General features: G+C 66.5%; 22 protein-coding genes. 7 read left to right on the top strand and 15 right to left on the bottom strand.

Annotated features, from left to right (window positions below; genetic code table 11):
- The first annotated feature begins 122 nt into the window (after positions 1–122).
- Entirely contained in the window at positions 123–3,383 is a 3,261-nt protein-coding gene (locus BH95_RS13965; protein WP_033188730.1) for an ATP-binding protein, read from the top strand.
- A 3-nt stretch (positions 3,384–3,386) separates the two neighbouring features.
- On the opposite strand, the gene BH95_RS13960 is transcribed toward BH95_RS13965, so the two are convergent.
- The 8 genes from BH95_RS13960 to BH95_RS13925 form a co-directional block, all read right to left on the bottom strand.
- The gene (locus BH95_RS13960; protein ID WP_019666464.1) at positions 3,387–4,211 is read right to left on the bottom strand and encodes an ABC transporter permease; all 825 of its coding nucleotides are present in this window, start codon (positions 4,209–4,211) and stop codon (positions 3,387–3,389) included.
- Positions 4,208–5,155 (bottom strand): daunorubicin resistance protein DrrA family ABC transporter ATP-binding protein, encoded by a 948-nt coding sequence (locus BH95_RS13955; protein ID WP_019666463.1) that lies wholly within the window; start codon positions 5,153–5,155, stop codon positions 4,208–4,210. Before BH95_RS13955 ends, BH95_RS13960 begins: the two co-directional genes overlap by 4 nt.
- Positions 5,156–5,218: 63 nt before the next feature.
- Positions 5,219–5,992 (bottom strand): PIG-L family deacetylase, encoded by a 774-nt coding sequence (locus BH95_RS13950; protein ID WP_037182758.1) that lies wholly within the window; start codon positions 5,990–5,992, stop codon positions 5,219–5,221.
- Between the two features lie 40 nt (positions 5,993–6,032).
- Complete coding sequence (gene menE / locus BH95_RS13945; RefSeq protein ID WP_037182756.1) at positions 6,033–7,184, bottom strand: o-succinylbenzoate--CoA ligase; 1,152 nt, start codon at positions 7,182–7,184, stop codon at positions 6,033–6,035.
- A gap of 10 nt (positions 7,185–7,194) precedes the next feature.
- Positions 7,195–7,497 (bottom strand): DUF3349 domain-containing protein, encoded by a 303-nt coding sequence (locus tag BH95_RS13940; protein ID WP_019666460.1) that lies wholly within the window; start codon positions 7,495–7,497, stop codon positions 7,195–7,197.
- A 16-nt stretch (positions 7,498–7,513) separates the two neighbouring features.
- The gene (locus BH95_RS13935) at positions 7,514–7,846 is read right to left on the bottom strand and encodes a DUF3349 domain-containing protein (RefSeq protein ID WP_026348033.1); all 333 of its coding nucleotides are present in this window, start codon (positions 7,844–7,846) and stop codon (positions 7,514–7,516) included.
- Between the two features lie 11 nt (positions 7,847–7,857).
- Complete coding sequence (locus BH95_RS13930; protein WP_019666458.1) at positions 7,858–8,130, bottom strand: hypothetical protein; 273 nt, start codon at positions 8,128–8,130, stop codon at positions 7,858–7,860.
- 7 nt (positions 8,131–8,137) lie between these two features.
- Positions 8,138–9,304: an inorganic phosphate transporter gene (locus tag BH95_RS13925; protein ID WP_019666457.1), complete on the bottom strand. Its 1,167-nt coding sequence runs from the start codon at positions 9,302–9,304 to the stop codon at positions 8,138–8,140.
- Positions 9,305–9,495: 191 nt separating this feature from the next.
- On the opposite strand from BH95_RS13925, the gene BH95_RS13920 reads away from it, so the two are divergent.
- Positions 9,496–10,785, top strand: coding sequence for a hypothetical protein (locus BH95_RS13920; RefSeq protein WP_244164963.1), 1,290 nt, complete (start codon positions 9,496–9,498; stop codon positions 10,783–10,785).
- A gap of 108 nt (positions 10,786–10,893) precedes the next feature.
- On the top strand, positions 10,894–12,174 hold the full coding sequence (locus BH95_RS13915; RefSeq protein WP_019666455.1) for a sensor domain-containing phosphodiesterase: 1,281 nt from the start codon (positions 10,894–10,896) through the stop codon (positions 12,172–12,174).
- Between the two features lie 21 nt (positions 12,175–12,195).
- On the opposite strand, the gene BH95_RS13910 is transcribed toward BH95_RS13915, so the two are convergent.
- The 4 genes from BH95_RS13910 to BH95_RS13895 form a co-directional block, all read right to left on the bottom strand.
- Complete coding sequence (locus tag BH95_RS13910) at positions 12,196–12,579, bottom strand: VOC family protein (RefSeq protein WP_019666454.1); 384 nt, start codon at positions 12,577–12,579, stop codon at positions 12,196–12,198.
- A 56-nt stretch (positions 12,580–12,635) separates the two neighbouring features.
- Complete coding sequence (locus tag BH95_RS13905; RefSeq protein WP_019666453.1) at positions 12,636–13,073, bottom strand: hypothetical protein; 438 nt, start codon at positions 13,071–13,073, stop codon at positions 12,636–12,638.
- 75 nt (positions 13,074–13,148) lie between these two features.
- Positions 13,149–14,285 (bottom strand): GGDEF domain-containing protein, encoded by a 1,137-nt coding sequence (locus BH95_RS13900; RefSeq protein ID WP_244164961.1) that lies wholly within the window; start codon positions 14,283–14,285, stop codon positions 13,149–13,151.
- Between the two features lie 7 nt (positions 14,286–14,292).
- Complete coding sequence (locus BH95_RS13895; protein ID WP_027498938.1) at positions 14,293–15,186, bottom strand: 1,4-dihydroxy-2-naphthoyl-CoA synthase; 894 nt, start codon at positions 15,184–15,186, stop codon at positions 14,293–14,295.
- A gap of 49 nt (positions 15,187–15,235) precedes the next feature.
- Here BH95_RS13895 and BH95_RS13890 point away from each other — a divergent pair, with 49 nt between their 5' ends.
- The 3 genes from BH95_RS13890 to BH95_RS13880 are packed head-to-tail and all read left to right on the top strand — an operon-like array spanning position 15,236 to position 17,343.
- A complete protein-coding gene (locus BH95_RS13890) occupies positions 15,236–15,865 on the top strand; it encodes a PaaI family thioesterase (protein WP_037185140.1) in 630 nt (209 codons plus the stop codon).
- Positions 15,862–16,848 carry an o-succinylbenzoate synthase gene (locus BH95_RS13885; protein WP_037182748.1) on the top strand — a complete coding sequence of 329 codons (987 nt, stop codon included), beginning with the start codon at positions 15,862–15,864 and terminating at the stop codon, positions 16,846–16,848. Before BH95_RS13890 ends, BH95_RS13885 begins: the two co-directional genes overlap by 4 nt.
- A gap of 48 nt (positions 16,849–16,896) precedes the next feature.
- Positions 16,897–17,343, top strand: a complete 447-nt coding sequence (locus tag BH95_RS13880) for a DUF6918 family protein (protein ID WP_019666448.1) — start codon at positions 16,897–16,899, stop codon at positions 17,341–17,343.
- 107 nt (positions 17,344–17,450) lie between these two features.
- Here BH95_RS13880 and BH95_RS13875 read toward each other — a convergent pair whose 3' ends face one another.
- Complete coding sequence (locus BH95_RS13875) at positions 17,451–18,866, bottom strand: DUF2252 domain-containing protein (RefSeq protein WP_051104947.1); 1,416 nt, start codon at positions 18,864–18,866, stop codon at positions 17,451–17,453.
- Positions 18,867–18,890: 24 nt separating this feature from the next.
- The gene (locus tag BH95_RS13870; RefSeq protein ID WP_020112493.1) at positions 18,891–19,496 is read right to left on the bottom strand and encodes a flavin reductase family protein; all 606 of its coding nucleotides are present in this window, start codon (positions 19,494–19,496) and stop codon (positions 18,891–18,893) included.
- Between the two features lie 73 nt (positions 19,497–19,569).
- Here BH95_RS13870 and menD point away from each other — a divergent pair, with 73 nt between their 5' ends.
- Positions 19,570–21,213 (top strand): 2-succinyl-5-enolpyruvyl-6-hydroxy-3-cyclohexene-1-carboxylic-acid synthase, encoded by a 1,644-nt coding sequence (gene menD / locus BH95_RS13865; protein ID WP_037185137.1) that lies wholly within the window; start codon positions 19,570–19,572, stop codon positions 21,211–21,213.
- A gap of 8 nt (positions 21,214–21,221) precedes the next feature.
- On the opposite strand, the gene BH95_RS13860 is transcribed toward menD, so the two are convergent.
- Positions 21,222–21,728 (bottom strand): DUF2505 domain-containing protein, encoded by a 507-nt coding sequence (locus BH95_RS13860; protein WP_019666444.1) that lies wholly within the window; start codon positions 21,726–21,728, stop codon positions 21,222–21,224.
- Positions 21,729–21,767: the final 39 nt, after the last annotated feature.

The raw sequence follows: 21,767 nt of genomic DNA, 5'->3' as shown, positions 1-21,767 counted from the left end.
CCAGTGAGCGTTCCGATCCCCGACCCGTCACACCATACCGTCAATCGGTCTGTTTTCCGACTCATAACCGACTGAAAGGTGAAAATGCAGGTGATGTCGACCGTTGACTACGATTGCCCGCAGTGCACACGCAACCCGTCGACCAGCGCGCGGCCGACATCAGGCCGACCCCACGTCCCGACGTCGAGGTGGGGTTGCTCGGTGCTGTCGTGACACGGATCGACGGTGTGCTCGTGTCGGTGCCGGGCGCTCGGGCGAGGGCTCTGCTGGTGGCGCTGGCTCTCGATCCCGGTCGCCGACGGTCCGTTGCTGCGCTGGTCGACGACGTCTGGCCGGGTGAGCCGCCCCGCTCACCGAAGAACGCCCTGCAGACCCAGATCTCGCGGCTTCGGTCACTGCTTCCCTCCGGGGCGCTCGATGTGGGCCCGAGCGGCTATGCGCTCGTTCTCGGCGTCGACAGCGTCGACCTGACGCAGGCGACGTCGCTGTTGTCGGCTGCCCGACGCCACGTCGAACGCGGTGACCACACGGAGGCGCTGACATCCGTCGCCGACGCCCGCGAACTGTGGCGCGGTGAGCCGGGCGCCGACCTCGGTGATCTCCCGATCGTCGAGGATCTCCGCCGTCGGTCCGACGCTCTTTCCGTGGACCTCACCTCGGTCGAGATCGCGGCCCACCTCGGGAGAGGTGACCACCGGGCCGCATTGCCGTTGCTGACCGCGTCGCACGAGAACGATCCACTGGACGAGGGGGTCGCTGCGGAGTTGATGCGCTGCCTTCGCGCGCTCGATCGGACCAACGAGGCCCTGGCCGTGTTCGCCCGTGTTCGACGCCTCCTCGTGGACACCCTGGGTGCGGATCCGTCGCCTGCGCTGGTGGAGTTGAACGTAGAGCTCCTGCAGGCTCCTGCTCCTGCGCCGAGGACCCAAGCCGCGGTCGGGCTCAGAGCATCGCCGAACGCCCTGATCGGCCGCGGTGCGGACATCGATGCCATCGAAGCGACGATGCGAGAGGCGCGCGTGACGACCATCGTCGGGCCCGGCGGCGCGGGTAAGACGCGCATCGCACACGAACTGGGTCGGCGTGCCGCCGCGAGCATGCCGGTCGCCTTCGTCGAACTGGCGTCCCTGAGGCGAGGGGAGGACGTCGCGTCGGCGATCACCGGAACCCTCGGCCTGAGCGAATCCGACCTCAAGATGACCGGTTTTCCGATCACGCGGGTGCAGACCGCGGGTGAACGTCTGCGTGACGCGCTGTCCGTCGCGCCCGGCCTGTTGGTCCTGGACAACTGTGAGCACGTCGTCGACGACGTCGCGCAGGTCGTCGACGAGTTGGTCGCCGCCAGTGAGTACGTCACGGTCCTGACGACGTCGCGATCACCGTTGGCGATCACCGCGGAGGCGACGTACCAACTGCCTGCACTCGAGACGGACGGGAACGACTCGGCCGCGACGCAGTTGTTCGTCGCGCGTGCTCGGGCCGTGCGTCCCGGCGTGACGTTCGACCGGGGTGACGTCGCGAGCCTGTGCCGGTCGCTCGACGGGTTGCCGCTCGCGATCGAACTTGCCGCGGCTCGGGTCCGCACCATGAGTGTCGCGGACATCGGCGCCGGTCTGGAGCACCGATTCTCGTTGCTGCGCAGCAGTGATCGGACGAGGCCCGAGCGGCATCGCACATTGCGCGCGGTGATCGACTGGAGTTGGGACCTCCTGCTCCCCGCGCATCGTGCGGTGCTCAGCCGGTTGTGCCGTTTCCCGGCGGGCTTCACCGCCGACGCTGCGGCTCGCGTGGCCGGGTTCGGCGACATCGACATCGCCGATGTCGCCGACGCGGTGGACGGGCTCGTCGGACAATCGTTGCTGACGGTCGAGGACCGGGACGGTCGAGTTCGGTACCACATGCTCGAGACCGTGCGGGAGTTCGGCGAGGAGCATCTCTCGGCCGCCGATTCGGCGCTGGTGACCGACCGGCTGATCGAGTGGGGTGTGCACGTTGCCGGTGTCGCCGAGGTCGACTTCCGGGCGTCGAGGCAGATGGTGGCGACCGCCTCCATCGAGGCGGAGCACGACAACATCGTCGACGTGCTGCGCAGTGCGTTGCAGGAGAAGCGTTGGGCCGCAGCGTACTCGGTCTTCGCGATACTGGCCTGCTCGTGGTCCATGCGCGGCGCGCACACCGAGGTGTTGAACTGGGCGCCGCGGATGACGGAGGCCCCGTTCGACGGTGACGGCGTGCGCGATGTCGACGACAATTCGATGGTGCTCGCCCACCTGGTGTTGCTTGCGCACGTCGGGTACAACGCCGACGTTAGGTCATCGGCTCGAATGCGTGTGCGGCTGCGTCGAATTGTCGGGTCCAGGAACGGCATCGACGCGAGCCTGAGGTTCGTCGCCGCGGCGCTGCTCGGACGATCCGACGGACGTGGGCTCGCTCGGATGCTCGCGCACGGCACGCGGTCGGCGGATCCGGCAGTGCGCAACGCAGCCTTCATGATCAGAGCGTCGCTGCACGAGAACTACGGCCACCTCCACGAGGCGGCATCCGACGCCGAGGCAGCCAAACTACTGGCTGCCGAACGCGGAGACCTGTGGAGTGTCGCGTCGTCGGCGCAGGCTCTCGGCAGCATCCACGGCCAGGCGGGAGCGGCGGACGACGCAATCGAGAACTACACTCTCGCCGCGGATCTGCTGTGGGACATGCACGCCTACGACGAATCGGTGCAGACCCGAGGATTCGCCGGTGCGTCGATGATCGCGGCCGGACGTGTAGACGAGGGGCGGGCCGTGCTCGATCGAATCACCGAGTTGGGCTCCGGATCCGGCTCGGCGTTGTCCTCGGATGCCGAGTACGCGGATCAGCGGGCAGTATCCCTCGGCGCGACGCGGGCGGAAGCCGATCTGGCAGAAGGGAAGATCGCCAGCGGGCTACTGCTGTACCGGCGGGCGATCGACGGTGCACGGTTCGAGGAGGAACGACGCGGCGACCCGTACATCACGATGCTCGCCAGCGCGTCCGTCGCCGCCCACGCCCTGCACGGCGCCACCGGTGAGATCGACTCGCAGGCAGCCGATCTGGGCGCCGCGGCCTCGCTGCGGTTGGGGCCGGTGGGTTTTCAGGATCTGCCGCAACTGGGTGCGGTGGCGTGTGCGCTCGGCTCGTACCTGGTGCAATCCGGGCGCGACGCCGGTGGCGGTGTCTCGCTGATCGCGCTGTCCCGCAAGCTTCGAGCGAGGCAGGACTACCCGTCCATGCGGATCGATCGGCACCTGGACGCAGCCCGAGCCATGCTCGGCGCGGACGTCGTCGATGCCGAACTGACACGAACCGAGTCGACGAGCCGAGCCGGAGCGCTCGCGGAAGTGTGCGAACTGCTCCGGCTCTGAGGCTCACGCCTTGCGCATGTAGGCCTTGACCGTCAGCGGGGCGACGATCACGACGACAGCCGCCGCGCCGACGAGCGACCACACCAGGTCCATGCCGACGGTGCCGTTGTTCGCCAGGTCACGCACCGCGGTGACCAGGTGCGAGACAGGGTTGACCTTGACGAATGCCTGCAGCCAGCCCGGCATCGTGTCCACGGGAACGAATGCGTTGGACAGAAATGTCAGCGGGAACAGGATGAGCATCGAGATGCCCTGCACCGACGACGCCTTGTTCATCAGGACACCCATCAGGGCGAAGATCCAGCTGATGGCCCAGGCGCAGAAGATCACGAGAGCCCCCGCGGCGACGAGGCCCAGTGCACCGCCTTCCGGTCGGTAGCCCATCGCGAAACCCGTCGCGAACGTGATGACGGTGGCGATGAAGTACCGCACCACATCGGCGGTCAACGCACCGGCCAACGGTGAGATGCGCGCGATGGGAAGCGATTTGAAACGGTCGAACACGCCCTTGTCCATGTCTTCTCGCAACTGCGTACCGGTGACTACGGATGTGGTGATGACCGTTTGCGCGAGGATGCCGGGAATGATCAACGGGAGGTAGCTCGACACGTCGCCGCTGATCGCGCCGCCGAAGATGTAGCTGAACATCAACGTGAAGATGACGGGTTGGAACACCACGTCGAACAGTTGCTCCGGGTTGTGCTTGAACTTGAGCAGTCCTCGGTACGCCATCGTGAACGAATTGGCGAAGGACTGGCGTAGCGAGATGTGGCGCGTCGGATTCAGGTCCGGTTGTACCGCGGCTGGTCGGTCGATTGTCGTGGTCATGCTGCCTCGTTCTCGTCGCGGCCGGTGATGGTCATGAAGACCTCGTCCAGGCTGGGTTTGGTGACGGTGATCTCGTCGACATCGATACCGTTGTCGCGCAGACGAATCAGAATGTCCGGTGTCTGCGACGCATCGGTCATGGGTGCGGTCAGACGACCCGATTCCGGGGTGATCTGAACTTCGACTCCCAACTGCTGGGCGACGATGGACCGCGCCTCGGCGAACCGTGTCGGCTCACGCAACGTCAACTGCAACGACGACGATCCGACGGAGGACTTCAATTCGTCCGCCGTGCCGTCGGCGATGACCTTGCCGTGGTCGATGACCGCGATGCGGTCGCACAACTGATCGGCCTCGTCGAGGTACTGCGTGGTGAGCAGGACCGTCGATCCCTGGGCGACGAGGCGTCGGATCGTGTCCCACATCTGGGCGCGGGTGCGGGGATCGAGCCCGGTGGTCGGTTCGTCGAGAAACAGCAGTGGAGGGGAGGAGATGAGGCTCGCCGCCAAGTCCAGGCGTCGACGCATACCGCCGGAGAAGTTCTTCAGCGGCTTGGTCGCGGCCTCGGTCAGACCGAATTCCTCGAGCAGCTCGGCTGCCTTCAGTCGGCTGTCCCTCCGGCTACGACCGAGCAGCCTCGCGAAGACGATCAGATTCTCCGTCGCCGAAAGATCCTCGTCGACGGACGCATACTGCCCGGTCACACCGACGAGGGACCGGACAGCCGTCGACTCGCGGGTGACGTCGTGGCCGAAGATGCGCGCCGAACCTGCGTCGGGACGCAGGAGAGTCGCGAGCATTCGGACGGTGGTGGTCTTGCCTGCTCCGTTGGGGCCGAGGACTCCGTACACGGAGCCGGTGGGGACGGTGAGGGACACACCGTCGACGGCGCGGTGTGCGCCGAACGATTTGACGAGGCCGTCTGCCTCGATGGCTGGGTTCATGACGACCAGCGTGAACCCAGCCGCTTGCACGGTGCATGCACGACGCTTGCACCGTGCGCGCGGTCAGAGCGGTAGCACCGTCTCCGTCAGCCCCGGGCCACCGCCGACGCGTCGGAACCACTCGCGTCCGAACACACTCGCCAGTATTTCCGGTGGCATCTGCAGGAACGGGCCGAAATCGCCGACCTGGGTCTCGTGCGCTTCCATTGCTCGTCGCTTCGCATCCATCACCGAGCTGACGTCGACGACGGTCGTGATCTCCGACTCCGGCAGACCGAAGCTCTCCACGTCCGGCGGGGTGCTGTCGTCCGACCAATTGGGGTTGGCCTCCATCAGCCGCTTCATGTGATCGCGGTTGGTGGTCGTTTCGTAGATGTGCGTCGTGCCGGCCAGCTCGCCCGCCCGGAGCCCGACGACGTGCACCTTGATGTGGTCCGGGTGCCCGTAACCACCGTGAGGGTCGTAGATGGTCAACACATCCGCCCGCTCCTCCTCCAACACGGCCGCGAGCTGGCCTGCCGCCTCGTCGACGTCGGCGTTGCAGAACGCCGTGCCCAGATCGTTCTGCGGAGTGCCCGCCATGCCGGAATCCGCGTAGTGCAGCAGCATGATTCGGCTGACACCGAGAGCGTCGGCCGACTTCTGCAACTCGGTCCTCCTGCGTTCCGCGAGCGACTCGCCGTCGGACAGAATGCCGTCCGGGAACTCGCCCAGTGCTCCGTCCGTCGCCGTCACCAGTACGACGCGGTGGCCGGCGTTCGCCGCGAGACGCATGACGCCACCGGTCGTGAAGACCTCGTCGTCGGGATGGGCGTGAAAGCAAACCAATGTGCTCATGACCGGAAATGCTTGCACACCGTGCGCCGGGCGGTCGACTTCACCGGCTCGGGCTCGACGCGGTCAGTATCTCGCGCAGGCGGGCACGATCGAGCTTGCCCGGTCCGCGGGTGGGGAGGGCGTCCACGAGATACAGCTCCCGCGGTGCGGCTGTGGCATCCAGGGTCGGGGCAACGTGCGTACGCAGATCGTGGAGTGTCAGTGGCCCATCGGCTACCACTGCCACCACGACCTTCTGGCCGAGTCGCTCGTCCGGCAATCCGAGAACTGCGCACTCGCGTACCAGCGGATGCGTCGCGAGAGCCGCCTCGACCACCTGAGGTACGACGGTGAGCCCACCGGTGGAGATCGCCTCGTCGAGACGCCCGGAAATGGACAGCACGCCGCCGGAGACCGCCCCGGCGTCGTCGGTTCGGAACCAACCGGGCTCGGCGAACGCAGGGTGATCCGGCATGCCTCGATACCCCAGTGCGATCGTGCTCCCACCCAGCACCACTCGTCCCGAGTCGATACGAAGCAGAGTGCCGTCCAACGGAACTCCGTCGTAGACGCATCCGCCTGCGGTCTCGCTCATCCCGTACGTTCGGATCAGCCGAATACCCGCGGCAACAGCGCGCTCGCGCAACGGAATCGGTGTCGCCGCACCGCCGAGCAGTACTGCGTCGAGAGAGGCGACCGCCTCGGTCGCCGCCGCATCGTCGAGAACCTTGACCAACTGCGTCGGCACCAGTGAGGTGTATCGAGGACCGCGCATCCGCCCGATCGCGTCGGGCAGCAACGACGTGTCGAACCCGCCTGTGACATCCACGATCTCCGGATCGGTGCCCGCCAACACACTGCGCATCAGGACCTGGAGCCCAGCGATGTGATGCGCAGGCAGCGCCAGAAGCCACGATCCGTGACCACCGAGCCGAACCGCCGTGGCCTCACCGCTCGCGCGCAGCGCCGACGCCGACAGCATCGCTCCCTTCGGCGTGCCCGTCGTACCCGAAGTGGCGACGACGAGCGCTGCGCCGTCCTCGATCTCGGTTCCCGGGGCCAGAGCGTCGCGCAGCCTCTGCGTCTCGCGTGGATCCGAAGCGGGAACCGGGAGCACCGCGGGCGACGAGCCATCCAGAACGTCGACAAGCCGCGGCAGGATAGCTGCCGCGGCGTCGCCGGTGGGGATCTTCAGTTCTTCGAGCACGCTCACAGGCGAAATTCTAGATCGTGAACGGATCCGCCAATGGCCAACCACCCGCAGCCAGCTTCGATCGAACTCGCGAGATGTCCTCCTCGCGAGGCATCTCGTTGGTGACCTTCGTGATGACGACGGCGATACCCGCTTTGTCGGCGGGCAACTGACCTCCCGCGATGAGCGCATCCACGACGGCCTGGATCTCGTCCTCGGTCAACCGTCGAGTCAGAAGAGCCAGTAGCGGAACGTAATCCGCATCCGGCACACCTTCCGGATACCCCGCTCGAAGCCACTCCAGAATCGACTGGAGAAACGAGGGCACAGCCATCACACCCCACCGTCCGTCACTCTGGGGTGAACCCGGGGCGTTCCGCGAGAGGCCAACCGCCCGACGCCAACTTCGCCGAGACGCGGGCGATGTCGTCTGCCGTCGGCTCGTGGTCGACGAGTTCGCGGATGTAGTCGGTGATCTCGGAGTTGGTGATGGCACCGTCCTCGAGCGCGCCGCCGTTGGGTGCGACGAGGCCGAGCACGACTTCGTGGACCTGAGCATCGGTCAGTGCCGCCTTGCGAAGCAGCGCCACCAGAGGAAAACGATCCTTCGGTGGAACGCCCTCCGGGTAGCCCGCGCGCAGCCACTGAAGCACCGACGCCGGGAAGGTTGCTGTCTCGGTCATGGTCATGCCTCTCAGAAGACGGAGATGCCGAAGGTGCTGTCCAGGAAGTTCTTCATGATGAAGAGGATTCCCGCGACGATGGCGACGACGACGACGGCGAAGCACAGGATGCCGGCTGCGGTGGCCGCGGCCGGGCGAGCGCGGACGGTGCCGTCCTCGGCGATGTCGCCGGTGGAGAGTGCTCTGAGCCCCAGAGCGAAGATGGCGGGCAGTCCTGCACCGAGCAGCAGTCCGACGAGTACTACCTGCCAGAGCGAATCGAGGGTGTGGGTGAGGGTTTCCATGTCAGTCCTAAACCTTGCTCGGGGTGTTCTCGTCGGCCGGGATCAGGCCGCCGTCCCACTCGGCGTTGACGTTGTCGGGGTCGACGGGCTGGCGGCGCGAGCGGATGTACATCAGCGCCGACAGTGCGACGAGGATGGCGAACACCAGCAGAATTCCGGGCAGGCCGCCGACGATGTGAGCGAGGAACCAGCAGACGGCTCCGACGATGCCCGCTGAAGGAAGGGTGATGACCCAGGCGACGGCCATGCGGCCGGCGACACCCCAGCGGACCTGAGCTCCCGGCTTGCCGATGCCGGATCCGAGAATCGATCCGGTCGCGACCTGCGTCGTCGACAGAGGAAGTCCGAGGTGGCTGGAGGTCAGGATGATTGCTGCCGAGGACGACTCCGCCGCCATGCCCTGCGGTGACGCGATCTCGACGAGTCCCTTGCCGAGCGTGCGAATGACACGCCAGCCGCCCAGATAAGTACCGAGCGCGATGGCGAGTGCGCAGGTGACCTTGACCCACAGGGGCATCTCCGAGTCCGGCGTCACGGTTCCGTAGGCGACGAGCGCCAGGAAGATGACCCCCATGGTCTTCTGTGCGTCGTTGGTTCCGTGGGCCAGCGACACGAGTGAGGCGGAACCGATCTGGCCCCAACGGAATCCACGTTCCTTGTTCTTCTCCGGGATGGCGTTCGTGATGCGGTAGACACCCCAGGTTCCGACGGCGGCGACGAGGCCTGCGACGACCGGCGCGAGGACGGCCGGAAGGACGATCTTGCTCCAGACTCCGTCCCACACGACACCGGAGGTGCCGAGGCCGGCGATGGTGGCGCCGATGAGGCCGCCGAACAGAGCGTGGGAACTGCTCGAGGGGATTCCGAGGAGCCACGTCGCGAGGTTCCACAGGATGCCGCCGACGAGGCCGGCGAAGATGATGGTCAGGAGGGATTGTCCGCCGGTGTCGCCGAGGTTGACGATGCCCTTGGCCACGGTGGCGGCCACCTCGACGGACAGGAAGGCGCCGACGAGATTGAGGACGGCGGACAACGTGACGGCAACCTTGGGCTTGAGTGCCCCGGTCGCGATGGACGTCGCCATGGCGTTGGCGGTGTCGTGGAAACCGTTGGTGAAGTCGAAGGCCAGTGCCGTTACGACCACCACGAGAAGTACGAGGAATTCTGCGCTCACGTCTTGAAAGTGTGGGGTACCGAGTGCCCGTTCGGATAATTTTGCTCAGAGTGTTCTTCTCGGGTTCTTCGACGACGCCTCTGGTTCATCTTCCGTTCACCTTTTTGCACTAATTGCCCGATTTGTGAGAGGCGTGCGTCACTCGGCTCCGAAGGCGGGTCGGACCGCACGATTGTGGGACAGTGGACGGCATGCAGATCGACGACGCAGTGGCCGCAGCCCTGTCGTATCTGGACTCCGTCGACCCTGCGTCGGCAGCGGATGCGGCGCTGGGATGGGAGGGGCTGCGTGCGGTCTCGCCACCCGGCGGTCCGACGCAGATCTCGGTGCAGACGTTTCTGTGGTCCTACCTCGGCGAATCGGTGGGGGACCCGGATCGTGCGTGGGACATCGCGGAAGCGCTCGCAGAACTTCTCGATCGGCTCGGGCACGCCCGGTACGCCGACATCGCGCGCAGCGAACGGACGCGCGAGCTACTGACGACCACCGACGAAGGCAGTCGGCAGGAACGCGTCGAACGCGCCGTGAACGCCTCGGGTGTCGCACCCGAGGACAGCGACCTGATCACCTGGCAGGACGTTCCGGAAGGGGCCGAACGCGCCATGGTCGACCTCATCGGAGAAACCCTCGAAGTCGCTTCCGTCGCAGGAGAATTCCAGTCCTCCGGTATCGACGGCAAGCCTCTGCGGGACTCGGCGGTCGCCGCGAAACGTCGACGGATCACCGACTCGGTCCTCCGATCCGAGCGTGCCGGTGGTGTTCTGCTCGAGCAACTGCTCGACCATCGGATCGCACTCTGGACGAGGTACAGCCCGCCGCGCGTCGAGCTCTACCGAGACCTGAACACCGCGCTGCACGACGCGATCGCCCCGGCCTACGGCTGCGTCCAGCGACTCGAAGGCATGCTCGCCATCGTCGGCGACGGAATCACGTTGACCGACAAGGGGTATCTCCCCGCTCCGGTCGTCGAACAGGCACTCGGGACACTGTGGACACCGCGGGAATGGCCGTTTCCCGTCGGCGACGAACGAGGAACCGAGCCCGTCCTCCGTGTCCGACGACTCCTGCTCCGGTTGGGTCTGGTCCGGAAACGCCACGGTCGCCTGCTGCCGACGGCACGCGCCAAGGAGATGAGCGCGGATCGGTTGTGGTCGACGCTCGTCGAACGGCTCGTCGGCGCCGAGTACCACCCGGAGTCCATCGCGGCCGAGGTCGTGTTGGCGGACGTCGCTCGAGGCAGTTGCTCGGACGATCCGTCTCCTCTGGTGACCGAGCTGTTGGCCGCCGAGGGGTGGTCGCACGTCGGCGGCCCCGACGCTGCCGACAAGGATCTACCCCTCGGCGACGACGTTCTGCAGGATCTGGCGGCGCTCGGCCTCCTCGTCTACGGCGACGATCCCGCTCCCACGCCCGACGGGATGCGTCTCGCGGCCGCTGTTCTGCGGCGGAGACTGCTTCACACCCGAATTCCGTCGGTGTGATCGGCAGGGTTCGGGCGGTGTGACCGGAATCCGACGCTAAGCTGACGTGCGGCCGGATTTCGAGAAGGCTCGAACAGCAGGGCCGGGACTGCGGGACAGGAGACGACGATGGAGCACGATCCGTCCTCGGCTGCCCGTCGGCCGCAGGCTCGCAGGCAGAGCGATTCCGCCCGCCGGTATCTCGATCTCGAGGCGACCACCCCGGCGTTGCGGTCGACGGTGGAGCTCGCGGCACGCAGTGTCGGCTTCGCCATCGCCCAGCTCAACGTCCTCGACGAGACAACCCAGTACACGCTCGTCAACATCGGCGGGCCGCCGGTGTCGACGGTCGAACGCTCGGACACCCTGTGCGATGACGTCGTCCGCAGTGAGAAGGCCGCCGTGTTCACCCGCAATCGCGTCGACGCCACGGTGCGGCAACGCAACATTCTCGACCAGAACGGGGTCGCGTCCTACGCGTCGGTTCCGCTGCGCGGGCGTGAAGGATTGGTCATCGGCACCTTGTGTCTGCTCGACAGGATGCCCCGCGAGCTCAGCGACAGTCAGCTGCAGGAGCTCGAGCAGTACGGGTCCGTCCTGGAAGAACAGCTGGATCTGCATCGCAGAGTCGGGTCGACGGCCGCGAAGCTCGACAACGACCACGACCTTGCGGGTGCGCTGTATGCGGGCCAGATCGTGCCGTGGTTTCAGTCCGTCGTGGATCTGCGCACCGGGGAGATCATCGGGTTCGAGGCACTGGCACGCTGGCACCACCCGCGGAAAGGCCTCGTCTCGCCCGCCGACTTCGTGCCGTTCGCGGAGTCGAGTGAACTGATCATCGACATCGATCTCGAAGTACTGCGCCTCGCGGTGAAAGAAGCGGAAGCCTGGCATACGACACGACCGGACCTGAGGTTGAGCGTCAACCTGTCCGGTCGCCACCTCGCGCACCCCGACGCCGTCGCTCAGTTGCAGAGCGCCGTCGCCATGTCTTCCGTCGCGCCGAGCTCGATCTCGCTGGAACTGACCGAGACGTCGTCCGTCAGCGACGGACCGCTCATCCGCAGACACATCGACGATGTGCACGCGCTCGGATTCCGGGTGCTGCTCGACGATTTCGGCTCCGGCTGGTCTTCGTTGGAACGCCTCGTCACGTTCGAGCCCGACGGTATCAAGATCGACGGACACCTGACGAAGTACATCGACACCCCCCGCGGGCGGGCACTGCTGCGTGCCCTGTCCACCGTCGCCCTCGACCTCGGTCTGGTCATGATCATCGAAGGCATCGAGACGCGAGCTCAGGCAGACGTCGCACTGGAGCTGGGTTGCACTCTGGCACAGGGGTTTCTGTGGTCGCGGCCCCAGTCGGCAGCAGCCGTGCGCAGGGTCGTCGCCGCGACACGGTCGTGAGAACCGGCGATCTTCCCGGCGTCAGCCCCGCGTGTCCCGCCTGAGCGGATGGTCTGCAGGAATTTCCACCAGAACGATCGGCACCCCGTCCGGATCACGAAGCCACATCTCGATCAGGCCCCACGACTCCTGCTTCGCGTCACGCTCGATCGGGACGCCCCGACCACGAAGCTCGTCGGCAGCGGCCTCCGCGTCGCGGACCTGCAGCCACAGCGCCCCGTCGAACACCTGCGCCGAGCCCGAACTACCGTGAGCCGCGATCTCGATCAGCGACTGCCCGGCGAAGAACACCGTCCCCGCCCCGTACTCGCGATGCACGGCGAGCCCGAGGCCGTCTCGGTAGAACGCGAGAGTCTTCTCGTAGTCGACTGGACGCAGGATCGTTCGGCCGCTGAGTATCTCCACGCCTCATCGATACCACAGCCTCATCGATACCACAGCCTGCACGACGTGTGTGAGCATCAGGGCGTTGCTTCGTGGCCCGATTTTTCGTGTGTGCGCCGCGACTCCTTCATTTCCGCCTCGAAGACGTGTCGCTTCCCTTCCTGCAGTTCGTCCCTCGTCTGCTTCTCGTGCTGCCGGAACGCCGACCAGTAGAGATCGTCGAACTCCTCCACGATCTGGAACGACCACCTGCCGTCGATCGCGTTGCGACCGATCATCTCCTCCGACAGTCGGTCGGCTGCCGACGTGTTGCCGGCATCTCGCAGCGCATCGACGGCCTCGCCGAGCTGCAGGTCCGCGTGTCCCATCAGCTGGTGGAACGAGTACAGGTGACCGCGGGCGCGTTCGATCGTCTCGAGTGCCTCGGAGACCTTGCCGACGGCAGCGACGGTGTCGTCGGACAGTCCGTCCGGTCGTCGGTGTTCGGGAGACGGGGTCTGGCGGTCGGTCGTCATGATCGGTGTATTGCCGCTTCGTCAGGTTTCAATCAGGCACGGTGTCAATCAAGCACGGTGTCGATCGGCACACGGTCAGATGAGGGTGGTGACCACTCGGTTGCCCCCGGACGCTTTGGCCTCGTACATCATCGAGTCGGCCACTCTCGACGCAGTGTTCACCGTGTCCGTGCTCGTCGTCCACAGCGGGGACTCGGCGTACAGAATCGCGGCGCCGACGCTGACGGTGACCGGAACGGAATCGCCCTCACCGTGCAGGGCACGCCTGATTCCGTGGATAAGCGCGTCGATGTGCAGTCTCGACGTCACCACCGCAGCCAGATACTCCTCACCGCCCGTGCGTCCCAGCGCTCCGTACCGCGACACATGCATGGTGAGGCGCTCGGCGACGCGGCAGATCACCGCGTCACCCTCGTCGTGGCCGTGGATGTCGTTGACCGACTTGAAGTTGTCGATGTCGACGACGATCACCGCAGCGCACTGACCTTCGCGGCGTCCCCGCGGCCACAGGTCCTCGAGGGCGGCGTCGAGACCCCGACGGTTGAGCAGGCCCGTCAGTGGGTCGAGCTTGGAACTCCGCGCGTCGGCGGACAGCGTCGTCAGGAAGATGTGCGAGGTGACGGGCACACTCATGATGCCGAGCAGCACCACGTCGGTCTGGACGAGCAGGGTGATCGTGTCCATGTCGCCGCGCACGTAGATCGCGACTGCGAAGCCGATCGCGATTCCGGAGGCGAAGATCAGGTGCGACACCACCCAGCGCGGGCTGAGGAAGAACGTCACGAACGCACCGATCACTGCGTACAGGACACAGCCGAGCAGCGCGTTACGGAGATCGAGGACCGACAGCGCGGCGGCGACGCCCAGGTCGGAGTAGATCGCGAACGACACCACGCCGAGACGCCCGGGGAACGGCCGCAGTACCCACAGTGCAGCGATGATCAGGTTGACGGTGCACAGCGTCAACGTCAGCGCAGTCGCCGCGGTACCCGTCGGGCCGCCGATCGCGAACAGCGACGTGAACGACATCGCACTGATGTTGATCATCGACAGGGCGACGATGATCCGAACGATCTTTCCCGACGGCCGCGAGTTCTGGAACTCGCGCATCCACTCGTAGTCGTGCTTCTGCAGAAACCACGACGTCACCGACGACCACGCACTGTCCGGTGCGCGGCGTCGATGCGTGAGGGGATTTCGAGAAACGGACATGAAACCTTTAGAAGTAGCGGGGGAACGGCGACCAGTCCGGATCCCTCTTCTGAAGGAACGAATCGCGGCCCTCGACGGCTTCGTCGGTCATGTACGCCAGACGCGTCGCCTCACCGGCGAAGAGCTGCTGGCCGACCAGGCCGTCGTCCTGAAGGTTGAACGCGTACTTCAACATCCGCTGCGCCTGCGGAGACTTGGCGTTGATCTTCGCGGCCCACTCGATGGCCACGTTCTCGAGTTCGTCGTGATCGACGACGCGGTTGACTGCGCCCATTCGATGCATCTCCTCGGCCGTGTACGTGTCGCCGAGGAAGAATATCTCGCGAGCGAACTTCTGTCCCACCATCTTCGCGAGGTACGCACTGCCGTAACCTCCGTCGAAACTGCCGACGTCGGCGTCGGTCTGCTTGAACCGCGCGTGCTCGCGGCTCGCGAGCGTCAGGTCGCAGACGACGTGCAGGCTGTGGCCTCCGCCCGCAGCCCAGCCGTTGACCAGACAGATGACGACCTTGGGCATGAACCGGATCAGGCGCTGCACCTCGAGGATGTGCAACCGTCCGGCCCGGGCCTTGTCGACGGTGTCCGCCGTGTCTCCCTCGGCGTACTGGTAGCCGCTGCGTCCACGGATGCGCTGATCTCCGCCCGAGCAGAACGCCCAGCCACCGTCCTTCGGGCTCGGTCCGTTGCCGGTGAGGAGCACCGTGCCGACGTCCGAGCTGACGCGCGCGTGTTCCAACGTGCGATACAGCTCGTCGACGGTGTGGGGCCGGAACGCGTTTCGGACCTCGGGACGGTCGAACGCGATCCGCACGGTGTCGTCGGTGACGTGGCGGTGATAGGTGATGTCGGTGAGGTCGTCGAACCCGGGAACCGGCTGCCAGAGCGAAGGAGTAAAGGTCACCTGGGCCACGATAGAGCCAGTGCTTCGGACCGCACGATACGGTGCAGAGATGAGTGAAGACGCACGCCAGGACGAGTACTCCCACCACGGCGGATTCCCGAAGTTCACCCCCGCGAACGTCGGCCCCGAGTGGGGACGCCTCGTCGAGGCGCTGCGGACACTGCAGGACCTCGCCGTCAGTACCGCTCCCACTCCGGAACTGACCGAGAAGCTCGCCGAGCAGGTCGAGGCGATGAACGCCGAACTTGCCCCGTTCCAAGTTCCCGAAGGCGAATCTCCGGCCGGGCGGGCCATCCGTCTGCCGGGCCGCGGATCACTGCTGATGCTGCCGTGGCGCATCGAGAAATTCGACGCGGAAGGCGTGCGCAGCCGAGGCGTGTTCCGCCGCTATCACCTGGGTGGGAACGGCGCCGCGCACGGAGGAACACTCCCGCTGCTGTTCGACGAGATGTTCGGGCTGATCCAGCACGCGTACGGACGCCCGATCAGCCGAACCGCATACCTGCACATCAACTACCGCAAGATCACCCCACTGAACACCGAACTCGTGGTCGAGGGCAGCGTCGACCGAGTGGAGGGCCGCAAGACGTTCATCAGTGCCGTCCTGCGTGACCTCGACGGAAACGTACTCGCGGACTCCGACGCCCTGATGGTGCAACTTCTCAAGGGCCAGCCGTGACACCGCCTCTCGAGGAGCTTCTCGCGTCCTCACACGTGCTGTCCCTGCCGATGCGCACGAAGTTCCGCGGCATCACGACACGCGAAGTGGTGGTGTTCCACGGGCCCGCCGGCTGGGGCGAGTTCGGACCCTTCGTCGAATACGACGACGCCGAATCGTCGAACTGGCTGCGCTCGGCCGTCGAAGCAGCGTGGGACGGACCTCCCCAGCCGTATCGCGAACGCGTCCGCGTCAACGGAACAGTCCCCGCCGTCACCCCCGACGAGGTTCCCGGCATCCTGGCCCGGTACCCCGGCGTCGACACCGCCAAGGTCAAGGTCGCCGAGAAAGGCCAGGTCGGTTTCGAGACGAGCGTCTCAGGCGACGTCGCACGGGTTCGAGCCGTCCGCGCGCTCGTTCCACACGTCCGAGTGGACGCCAACGGCGGGTGGACCGTCCCGCAGGCGGTGACTGCCATCTCGGCGCTGCTGGAGGACGGCGACCTCGAGTACGTGGAACAGCCCTGCGCGACGGTCGCCGAGCTCGTCGAACTACGACGCCTTCTTCCCGGAGTGCGCATCGCGGCCGACGAGAGCATCCGACGCGCCGAGGACCCGCTGCGGGTGGTCCGCGCAGGCGGAGCGGACGTCGCCGTCGTCAAGGTCGCGCCGCTCGGTGGCATGCGGGCGCTCCTCGAGCTCGCCGGTGAACTCGAGGAGTACGGGGTGCCCGTCGTGGTGTCGAGTGCACTCGACTCCGCGGTGGGGATGGCGTCGGGTCTCGCCGCTGCGGCCGCGATCCCCAGGCTGGAGTTCGCGTGTGGCCTCGGGACCGGAAGCCTGTTCACCGGTGACGTCGCGGACGGGCACGACATCGTGGACGGAACCATCGCGGCCGTGCCCGTCGAACCCGATCCGGACAGGTTGACGGCACTCGCCGCCGCACCCGAGCGGGTGCAGTGGTGGCACGAGCGAGTTCGGCGAACATACACCTACCTGCGGTAGTCTTCCCCGGTTCGAAGGAAGAAACTGAACCTCCGGGAGGAATTCGAAGTGGTTGCTGCACTCAGGGAATCGTTGCTCGACGAGTCGAAGCGCGATGTTCTGCTGCCCGACGTCCTGGCGCTGATCGACGCCGAGGTGTCGGACAAGAAGGGCGCCAGTGGCCTGGCGGTCAAGGGCGGCTACGGAGCCGTCAAGAAGGTCGGACCGTCGTACATCGAAAAGGCCGTCGAGACACTGTGGCCCGATTTCGTCGATCAGCTCGAGCCGTTCTGGCAGTCCTACAACGCCGCGCCCACCGGGACGTTCTCCGACTACCTCGTCGCGAACTCGGACCAGGTGTCGAACGCGCTGCTGTCGGTGACGGACTCGCGCATCGAGGACACCGACAAGAGCGTCGTGAAGAAGTTCTACGGCAGCCTGCGCGGTTCTGCGCAGAAGAACGTTGCCGAGGCACTCCCGCGTCTGGGCGCGCTGGTCACCAAGTACGCCGCCTGAGCCTCACGTGAGTGGAGCGGAACCGGCGGGTCACTCCGCAGGCTCCGCTCCCACTAGGCCAGGGCCTACAGTTCCGCTCACAACAGTTCCGCTCACAACAGTTCCACTCACAACGCGAAGCGGCCCCGGCGAACGGCGTCGACGAGCAACGCGTGATCGGCCTCGGTCTGATCGGCGTACAGCCGGGCGAACCTGCACAGAGCGACATCGAGCGTGTCGGACGTGCCCACGTAACCGGCGATCATCGACGCACCACTGGTACGCGCATGGCCCTTGGCCAGCAGCCGACCGACCACTCCCGCGTAGTCCACGAGGGCCGGAGCATCGATCGAACCCAGGTCGATCGTGCCCTTCATGTTCCGGAACTGCCGCACGTAGTACTGCCTGCCGTCGATGGTCGTCCACCCCAGCAGCGGATCGCTCACCGTCTGCAGATCCTGCTGGTACTCCACCACCCGCTGCCCCTGATGCGCGTGCCACGCATCCTTGCCGTGCACGTACGGCGCCAACACCGAACGCCTCGCCTGCTTGAGCTGCAGGAACACCACGTCGTCCGGGCTCGATCCCTCGAGCAGCGCCACGTACGCCCGCAGCCCGACGCTTCCGACGCCGACGACTCGATGCGCGACGTCGATGAGCGTGTACCCACCGAGCACCCGACGCCAGTGCGGGGAGAGCGTCGTCAGATACTCGTCCAGCCCCTCGGCCAGGAGATCCTCGTCGCGGGCCGAGATGCGGGTGGTGATCGGGGGCTCCTCGACCAGCCTGCGGGTGCCCTCGTGTTCCTCGGTGAACCGGGGAAGGACGCGGTCGCTGGTGCGCCGGCGAGCCTTCTTCGTGGCCCGCTTGATCTCCTTGCGCAGCGAACCCTCGGTGGCGTCGGCCTGCAGTTTCTCCGCAGTGAGCCGCTGGAACGACCGCGACATCAGCGGCTCGTCGGCCAGGCGTGACACCTCGACACGGTACGCCCGCACACATGCCGCGACGGCTTCCTCGCACTGGGCCTCGGTGCGCCCGTTCTGGCGGCCCGCCACCCAGATGCTCGCGACGAGGCGTCGGAGATCCCATTCCCAGCCGCCGGGGTGCGCCTCGTCGAAATCGTTGAGGTCGATCACCAGATCACGCTCGGGAGATGCGTAGAAACCGAAGTTGCCGAGATGTGAGTCTCCGCTGATCACCGGATTGATGCCGGTCGACGGCAGCAGCGCCACGTCTCGGGCCATGACGATGGCGGTGCCGCGCAGGAACCCGTACGGCGACTCCACCATCCGTTCGGCCCGCACCGGGATCAGCCAGTCGATTCGACCGTCGTGGGAGAACTCGATCTGGCGGATCGGGTCGTAGCGATCCGCCGGCGGAGTCCAGTCGCCCATCGACTCGCGGGAGACCTTGTCACGCAACTGCCTGCCGAGTTCGTAGCGTTCGGCACGTGGCGTAGGCCGTGATCGGAGCGAGGCGTAGGCCTGACGACCCATCTCGCCGATCTCGGGAAGCACTGCATGACCTTTTCGAGCATCGGGCATGACTAGAACTGTATGACCTGTGCCTCAGTCCGTGGTCGCGGGACGCCCGGGTCGATCGAGCAGACGAACCTCGGGAGGAAGACCCCATTCGTTGCGGCCGAGTCGACTGGCCGGGGCGACGGCGGCGAACGACGGCAGCCCGTCGTCGGCGAGGGCATCGGTCCGGACGGCGAGGGCGACGACGCGGCCCATGACGACGAAGGAGTCCCCGACCTCGACGATTCGGTGCAGCGTCGCCTCGATCGCGATGGGTGAGTCCGCGACGCGGGGCGGGGCCACCTTCTCGCTGTGTTCGCTCGCGATACCGAGCTCCTCGAGCTCGCTGACGCCGTGCTCGTAGCCGGCCGAGGACGCGTTGATCTGCTCCACCATCGCGTCGGTGGCCACGTTGATCACGAACTCGCCCGTCGCCTCGATGTTCCGCAGGCTGTCCTTGCGGCCCACGGACGTGAACTGCACGACGGGCGGGTTGGACGAGGACACCGAGAAGAAGCTGTACGGCGCGAGATTGGCCACACCGTCGGCGGACACCGTGGAGACCCAGGCGATCGGACGCGGCACCACGGACGCTGTGAGCAGGGGATAGAAGCCGCCGGGCGGCATCTCGGACGGATCGAAGACAGTTCTCACTGCTCCATGGTGTCAAACAGGACACATGCGGGCCGACTAGGGCGCCGACGCGAGAATCTGACAATCTGAAGTGGTGAACCCGTCCAGTGCTCAGGCCACAGCTGTCGTCGACGAACTCGTCCGCGGTGGTGTTCGAGACGTCGTGCTCTGCCCGGGCTCGCGGAACGCGCCGCTCGCGTTCGCTCTGCAGCAAGCCGACGCCGACGGACGGCTTCGCTTGCACATGCGCATCGACGAACGGACTGCAGGGTTCCTCGCGATCGGCCTGATTCTCGGCAGCGGTGCCCCGGTACCGGTGGTGATGACGTCGGGCACCGCCGTCGCCAACCTCGGCCCCGCGGTACTCGAAGCCAACTACGCCCGCCTACCGCTGATCGTGCTCAGCGCGAACCGCCCGTACGAAATGCTCGGGACCGGCGCCAACCAGACCGTCGAACAACTCGGGCTGTTCGGCAGTCAGGTGCGCGCGACCATCAGCCTCGGGCTCGCCGAGACCGATTCGCAGAACAGTCAGTGGCGCAGCGCCGTGTGCCGTGTCCTTGCCGCGTCCCGCGGAACCAGGTCGGGAAACGCCGGCCCCGTCCACTTCGACATCCCACTGCGCGAGCCCCTCGTGCCCGATCTCGCCGACGCCACCGCCGCACCCGCGGGCCGTGTGGACGGGTCCGCCTGGACGACGACCCAGCAGGCGACGCTCGACGTACCCGTCGACATCGATCTGTCGATCGACACCGTCGTCGTCTCCGGGCACGGCGCTGCCCTGCGGCCGGAGTTGGCGGGATTGCCGACCGTCGCCGAACCCACAGCTCCGCTGCACGGGCTGCCGCTGCATCCGCTCGCGCTGGCACAACTGCGGCCGAAGCAGGCGATCATCACCGGCCGCCCGACGCTTCATCGCCCGGTCTCCGCCCTCCTCGCCAACCCCGATGTCGACGTCTTCGCGATCACGACGGGTCCGCGGTGGCCCGACGTCTCCGGCAACGTTCTGGCCACCGGAACGCGGGCTGTGGTGACGGGAAGCCCGAGCGAGGGATGGCTCGCACGCTGCGGCGAACTGTCCGCGCGCGCCGACATCGCCGTGCGGGACCAGCTGGCGGCGCACCCGAAACCCACCGGCCTCCACGTCGCCGCAACGGTCATGTCCTCGTTGCGGGACGGTGACCAACTGCTGCTCGGAGCATCCAACCCGGTGCGCGACGCCGCACTCGTGGCGTATCCGACGCCGGGAGTCCGGGTCCGGTCCAACCGTGGCGTCGCCGGAATCGACGGCACCGTGTCGACGGCGGTCGGTGCGGCACTGACGAGCCCCGGACGCACCATCGCGTTGCTCGGTGACCTGACGTTCCTGCACGACGCGTCGGGCCTGCTCATCGGTACCGGTGAGCCGAGGCCGGAGGACTTGACGATCGTCGTCGCCAATGACGACGGCGGCGGCATCTTCGAACTGCTCGAACAGGGCGATCCGCAGTACGCCGGTGCATTCGAGCGTGTCTTCGGAACCCCGCACGGCATGGATCTCGCTGCCCTCTGCGCGGCCTACCGAATTCCGCACTCCCGCGTCGACGTGACCGAACTGGCCGACGCTCTCGCCGGCTCCACTCCTGCTCCCCATGGTCGTTCCGCAGGCTCCACTCCTGCCGGCATCCGGGTACTCGAAGTGACGACCGAACGCTCCGGCCTACGTGAACTGCACGCCGGGATTCGCGCTCGGCTGTAGGAGTTCGGTCAGTCGGTGTCTCTCGCTTCGGCCCACTCGACGGTCTCGCGGGTTTCCTGGTCGACCATGTCCTTGATCATGTCGTTGATGAGCGACTCGATCTTGCCGCCGATCAGAGGGATCTTGACGGTTGAGCGGCCGCGCACCGTCAGGATCGACCCGTCACCGTCGGGTCGAAGCGCCAACGTGCCCTCGACCTTCGCAGGCAACGACGACGAGCCGCCCGCGAGGGTGCCGTCGGCTGCATCGCCGTCGAGTGGCCCCCAATGGTCGGTGCGGGTGATCAGCAACTTGCCCTTGATGACCTTCTTGACGAACCCCGGCAGCTCGGACGTGCCGACCTCCTCGGAGATGTCGACGGTGAAGGCGCCGTCCTCGTGGCGGATCATTTCGTATCCGTCGGTCTTCTTGGCCTTCTCGAACCGTGCCAGCCACTGATCTTCACTGGTCAGTGCTTCGTGGACGTCGGCGGGAGGGTACTCGGAGACGATCGTGAACTCGAAGTCGCGAGACATGCCAGCAGACGCTACCTAAAGAGGCGAGCCGGTGGGCGC

The organism is Rhodococcoides fascians A44A, from assembly GCF_000760735.1.
Classification (GTDB): Bacteria; Actinomycetota; Actinomycetes; order Mycobacteriales; family Mycobacteriaceae; genus Rhodococcoides; species Rhodococcoides fascians_E.
Note: the sequence above shows the minus strand (reverse complement) of the source record. Positions and strands in the feature narration are given on the sequence as shown.

What these genes read in the sequence shown, in the direction of transcription:
- BH95_RS13860 (WP_019666444.1), bottom strand. Translation starts at nt 21,728, where the DNA reads ATGTCTCGCGACTTCGAGTTCACGATCGTCTCCGAGTACCCTCCCGCC.
- BH95_RS13900 (WP_244164961.1), bottom strand. Translation starts at nt 14,285, where the DNA reads ATGTCCGTTTCTCGAAATCCCCTCACGCATCGACGCCGCGCACCGGAC.
- BH95_RS13920 (WP_244164963.1), top strand. Translation starts at nt 9,496, where the DNA reads ATGCAGATCGACGACGCAGTGGCCGCAGCCCTGTCGTATCTGGACTCC.
- BH95_RS13915 (WP_019666455.1), top strand. Translation starts at nt 10,894, where the DNA reads ATGGAGCACGATCCGTCCTCGGCTGCCCGTCGGCCGCAGGCTCGCAGG.
- BH95_RS13935 (WP_026348033.1), bottom strand. Translation starts at nt 7,846, where the DNA reads ATGACCGAGACAGCAACCTTCCCGGCGTCGGTGCTTCAGTGGCTGCGC.
- BH95_RS13950 (WP_037182758.1), bottom strand. Translation starts at nt 5,992, where the DNA reads ATGAGCACATTGGTTTGCTTTCACGCCCATCCCGACGACGAGGTCTTC.
- BH95_RS13875 (WP_051104947.1), bottom strand. Translation starts at nt 18,866, where the DNA reads ATGCCCGATGCTCGAAAAGGTCATGCAGTGCTTCCCGAGATCGGCGAG.
- BH95_RS13955 (WP_019666463.1), bottom strand. Translation starts at nt 5,155, where the DNA reads ATGAACCCAGCCATCGAGGCAGACGGCCTCGTCAAATCGTTCGGCGCA.
- BH95_RS13930 (WP_019666458.1), bottom strand. Translation starts at nt 8,130, where the DNA reads ATGGAAACCCTCACCCACACCCTCGATTCGCTCTGGCAGGTAGTACTC.
- BH95_RS13940 (WP_019666460.1), bottom strand. Translation starts at nt 7,497, where the DNA reads ATGGCTGTGCCCTCGTTTCTCCAGTCGATTCTGGAGTGGCTTCGAGCG.
- BH95_RS13960 (WP_019666464.1), bottom strand. Translation starts at nt 4,211, where the DNA reads ATGACCACGACAATCGACCGACCAGCCGCGGTACAACCGGACCTGAAT.
- BH95_RS13905 (WP_019666453.1), bottom strand. Translation starts at nt 13,073, where the DNA reads ATGACGACCGACCGCCAGACCCCGTCTCCCGAACACCGACGACCGGAC.
- BH95_RS13890 (WP_037185140.1), top strand. Translation starts at nt 15,236, where the DNA reads ATGAGTGAAGACGCACGCCAGGACGAGTACTCCCACCACGGCGGATTC.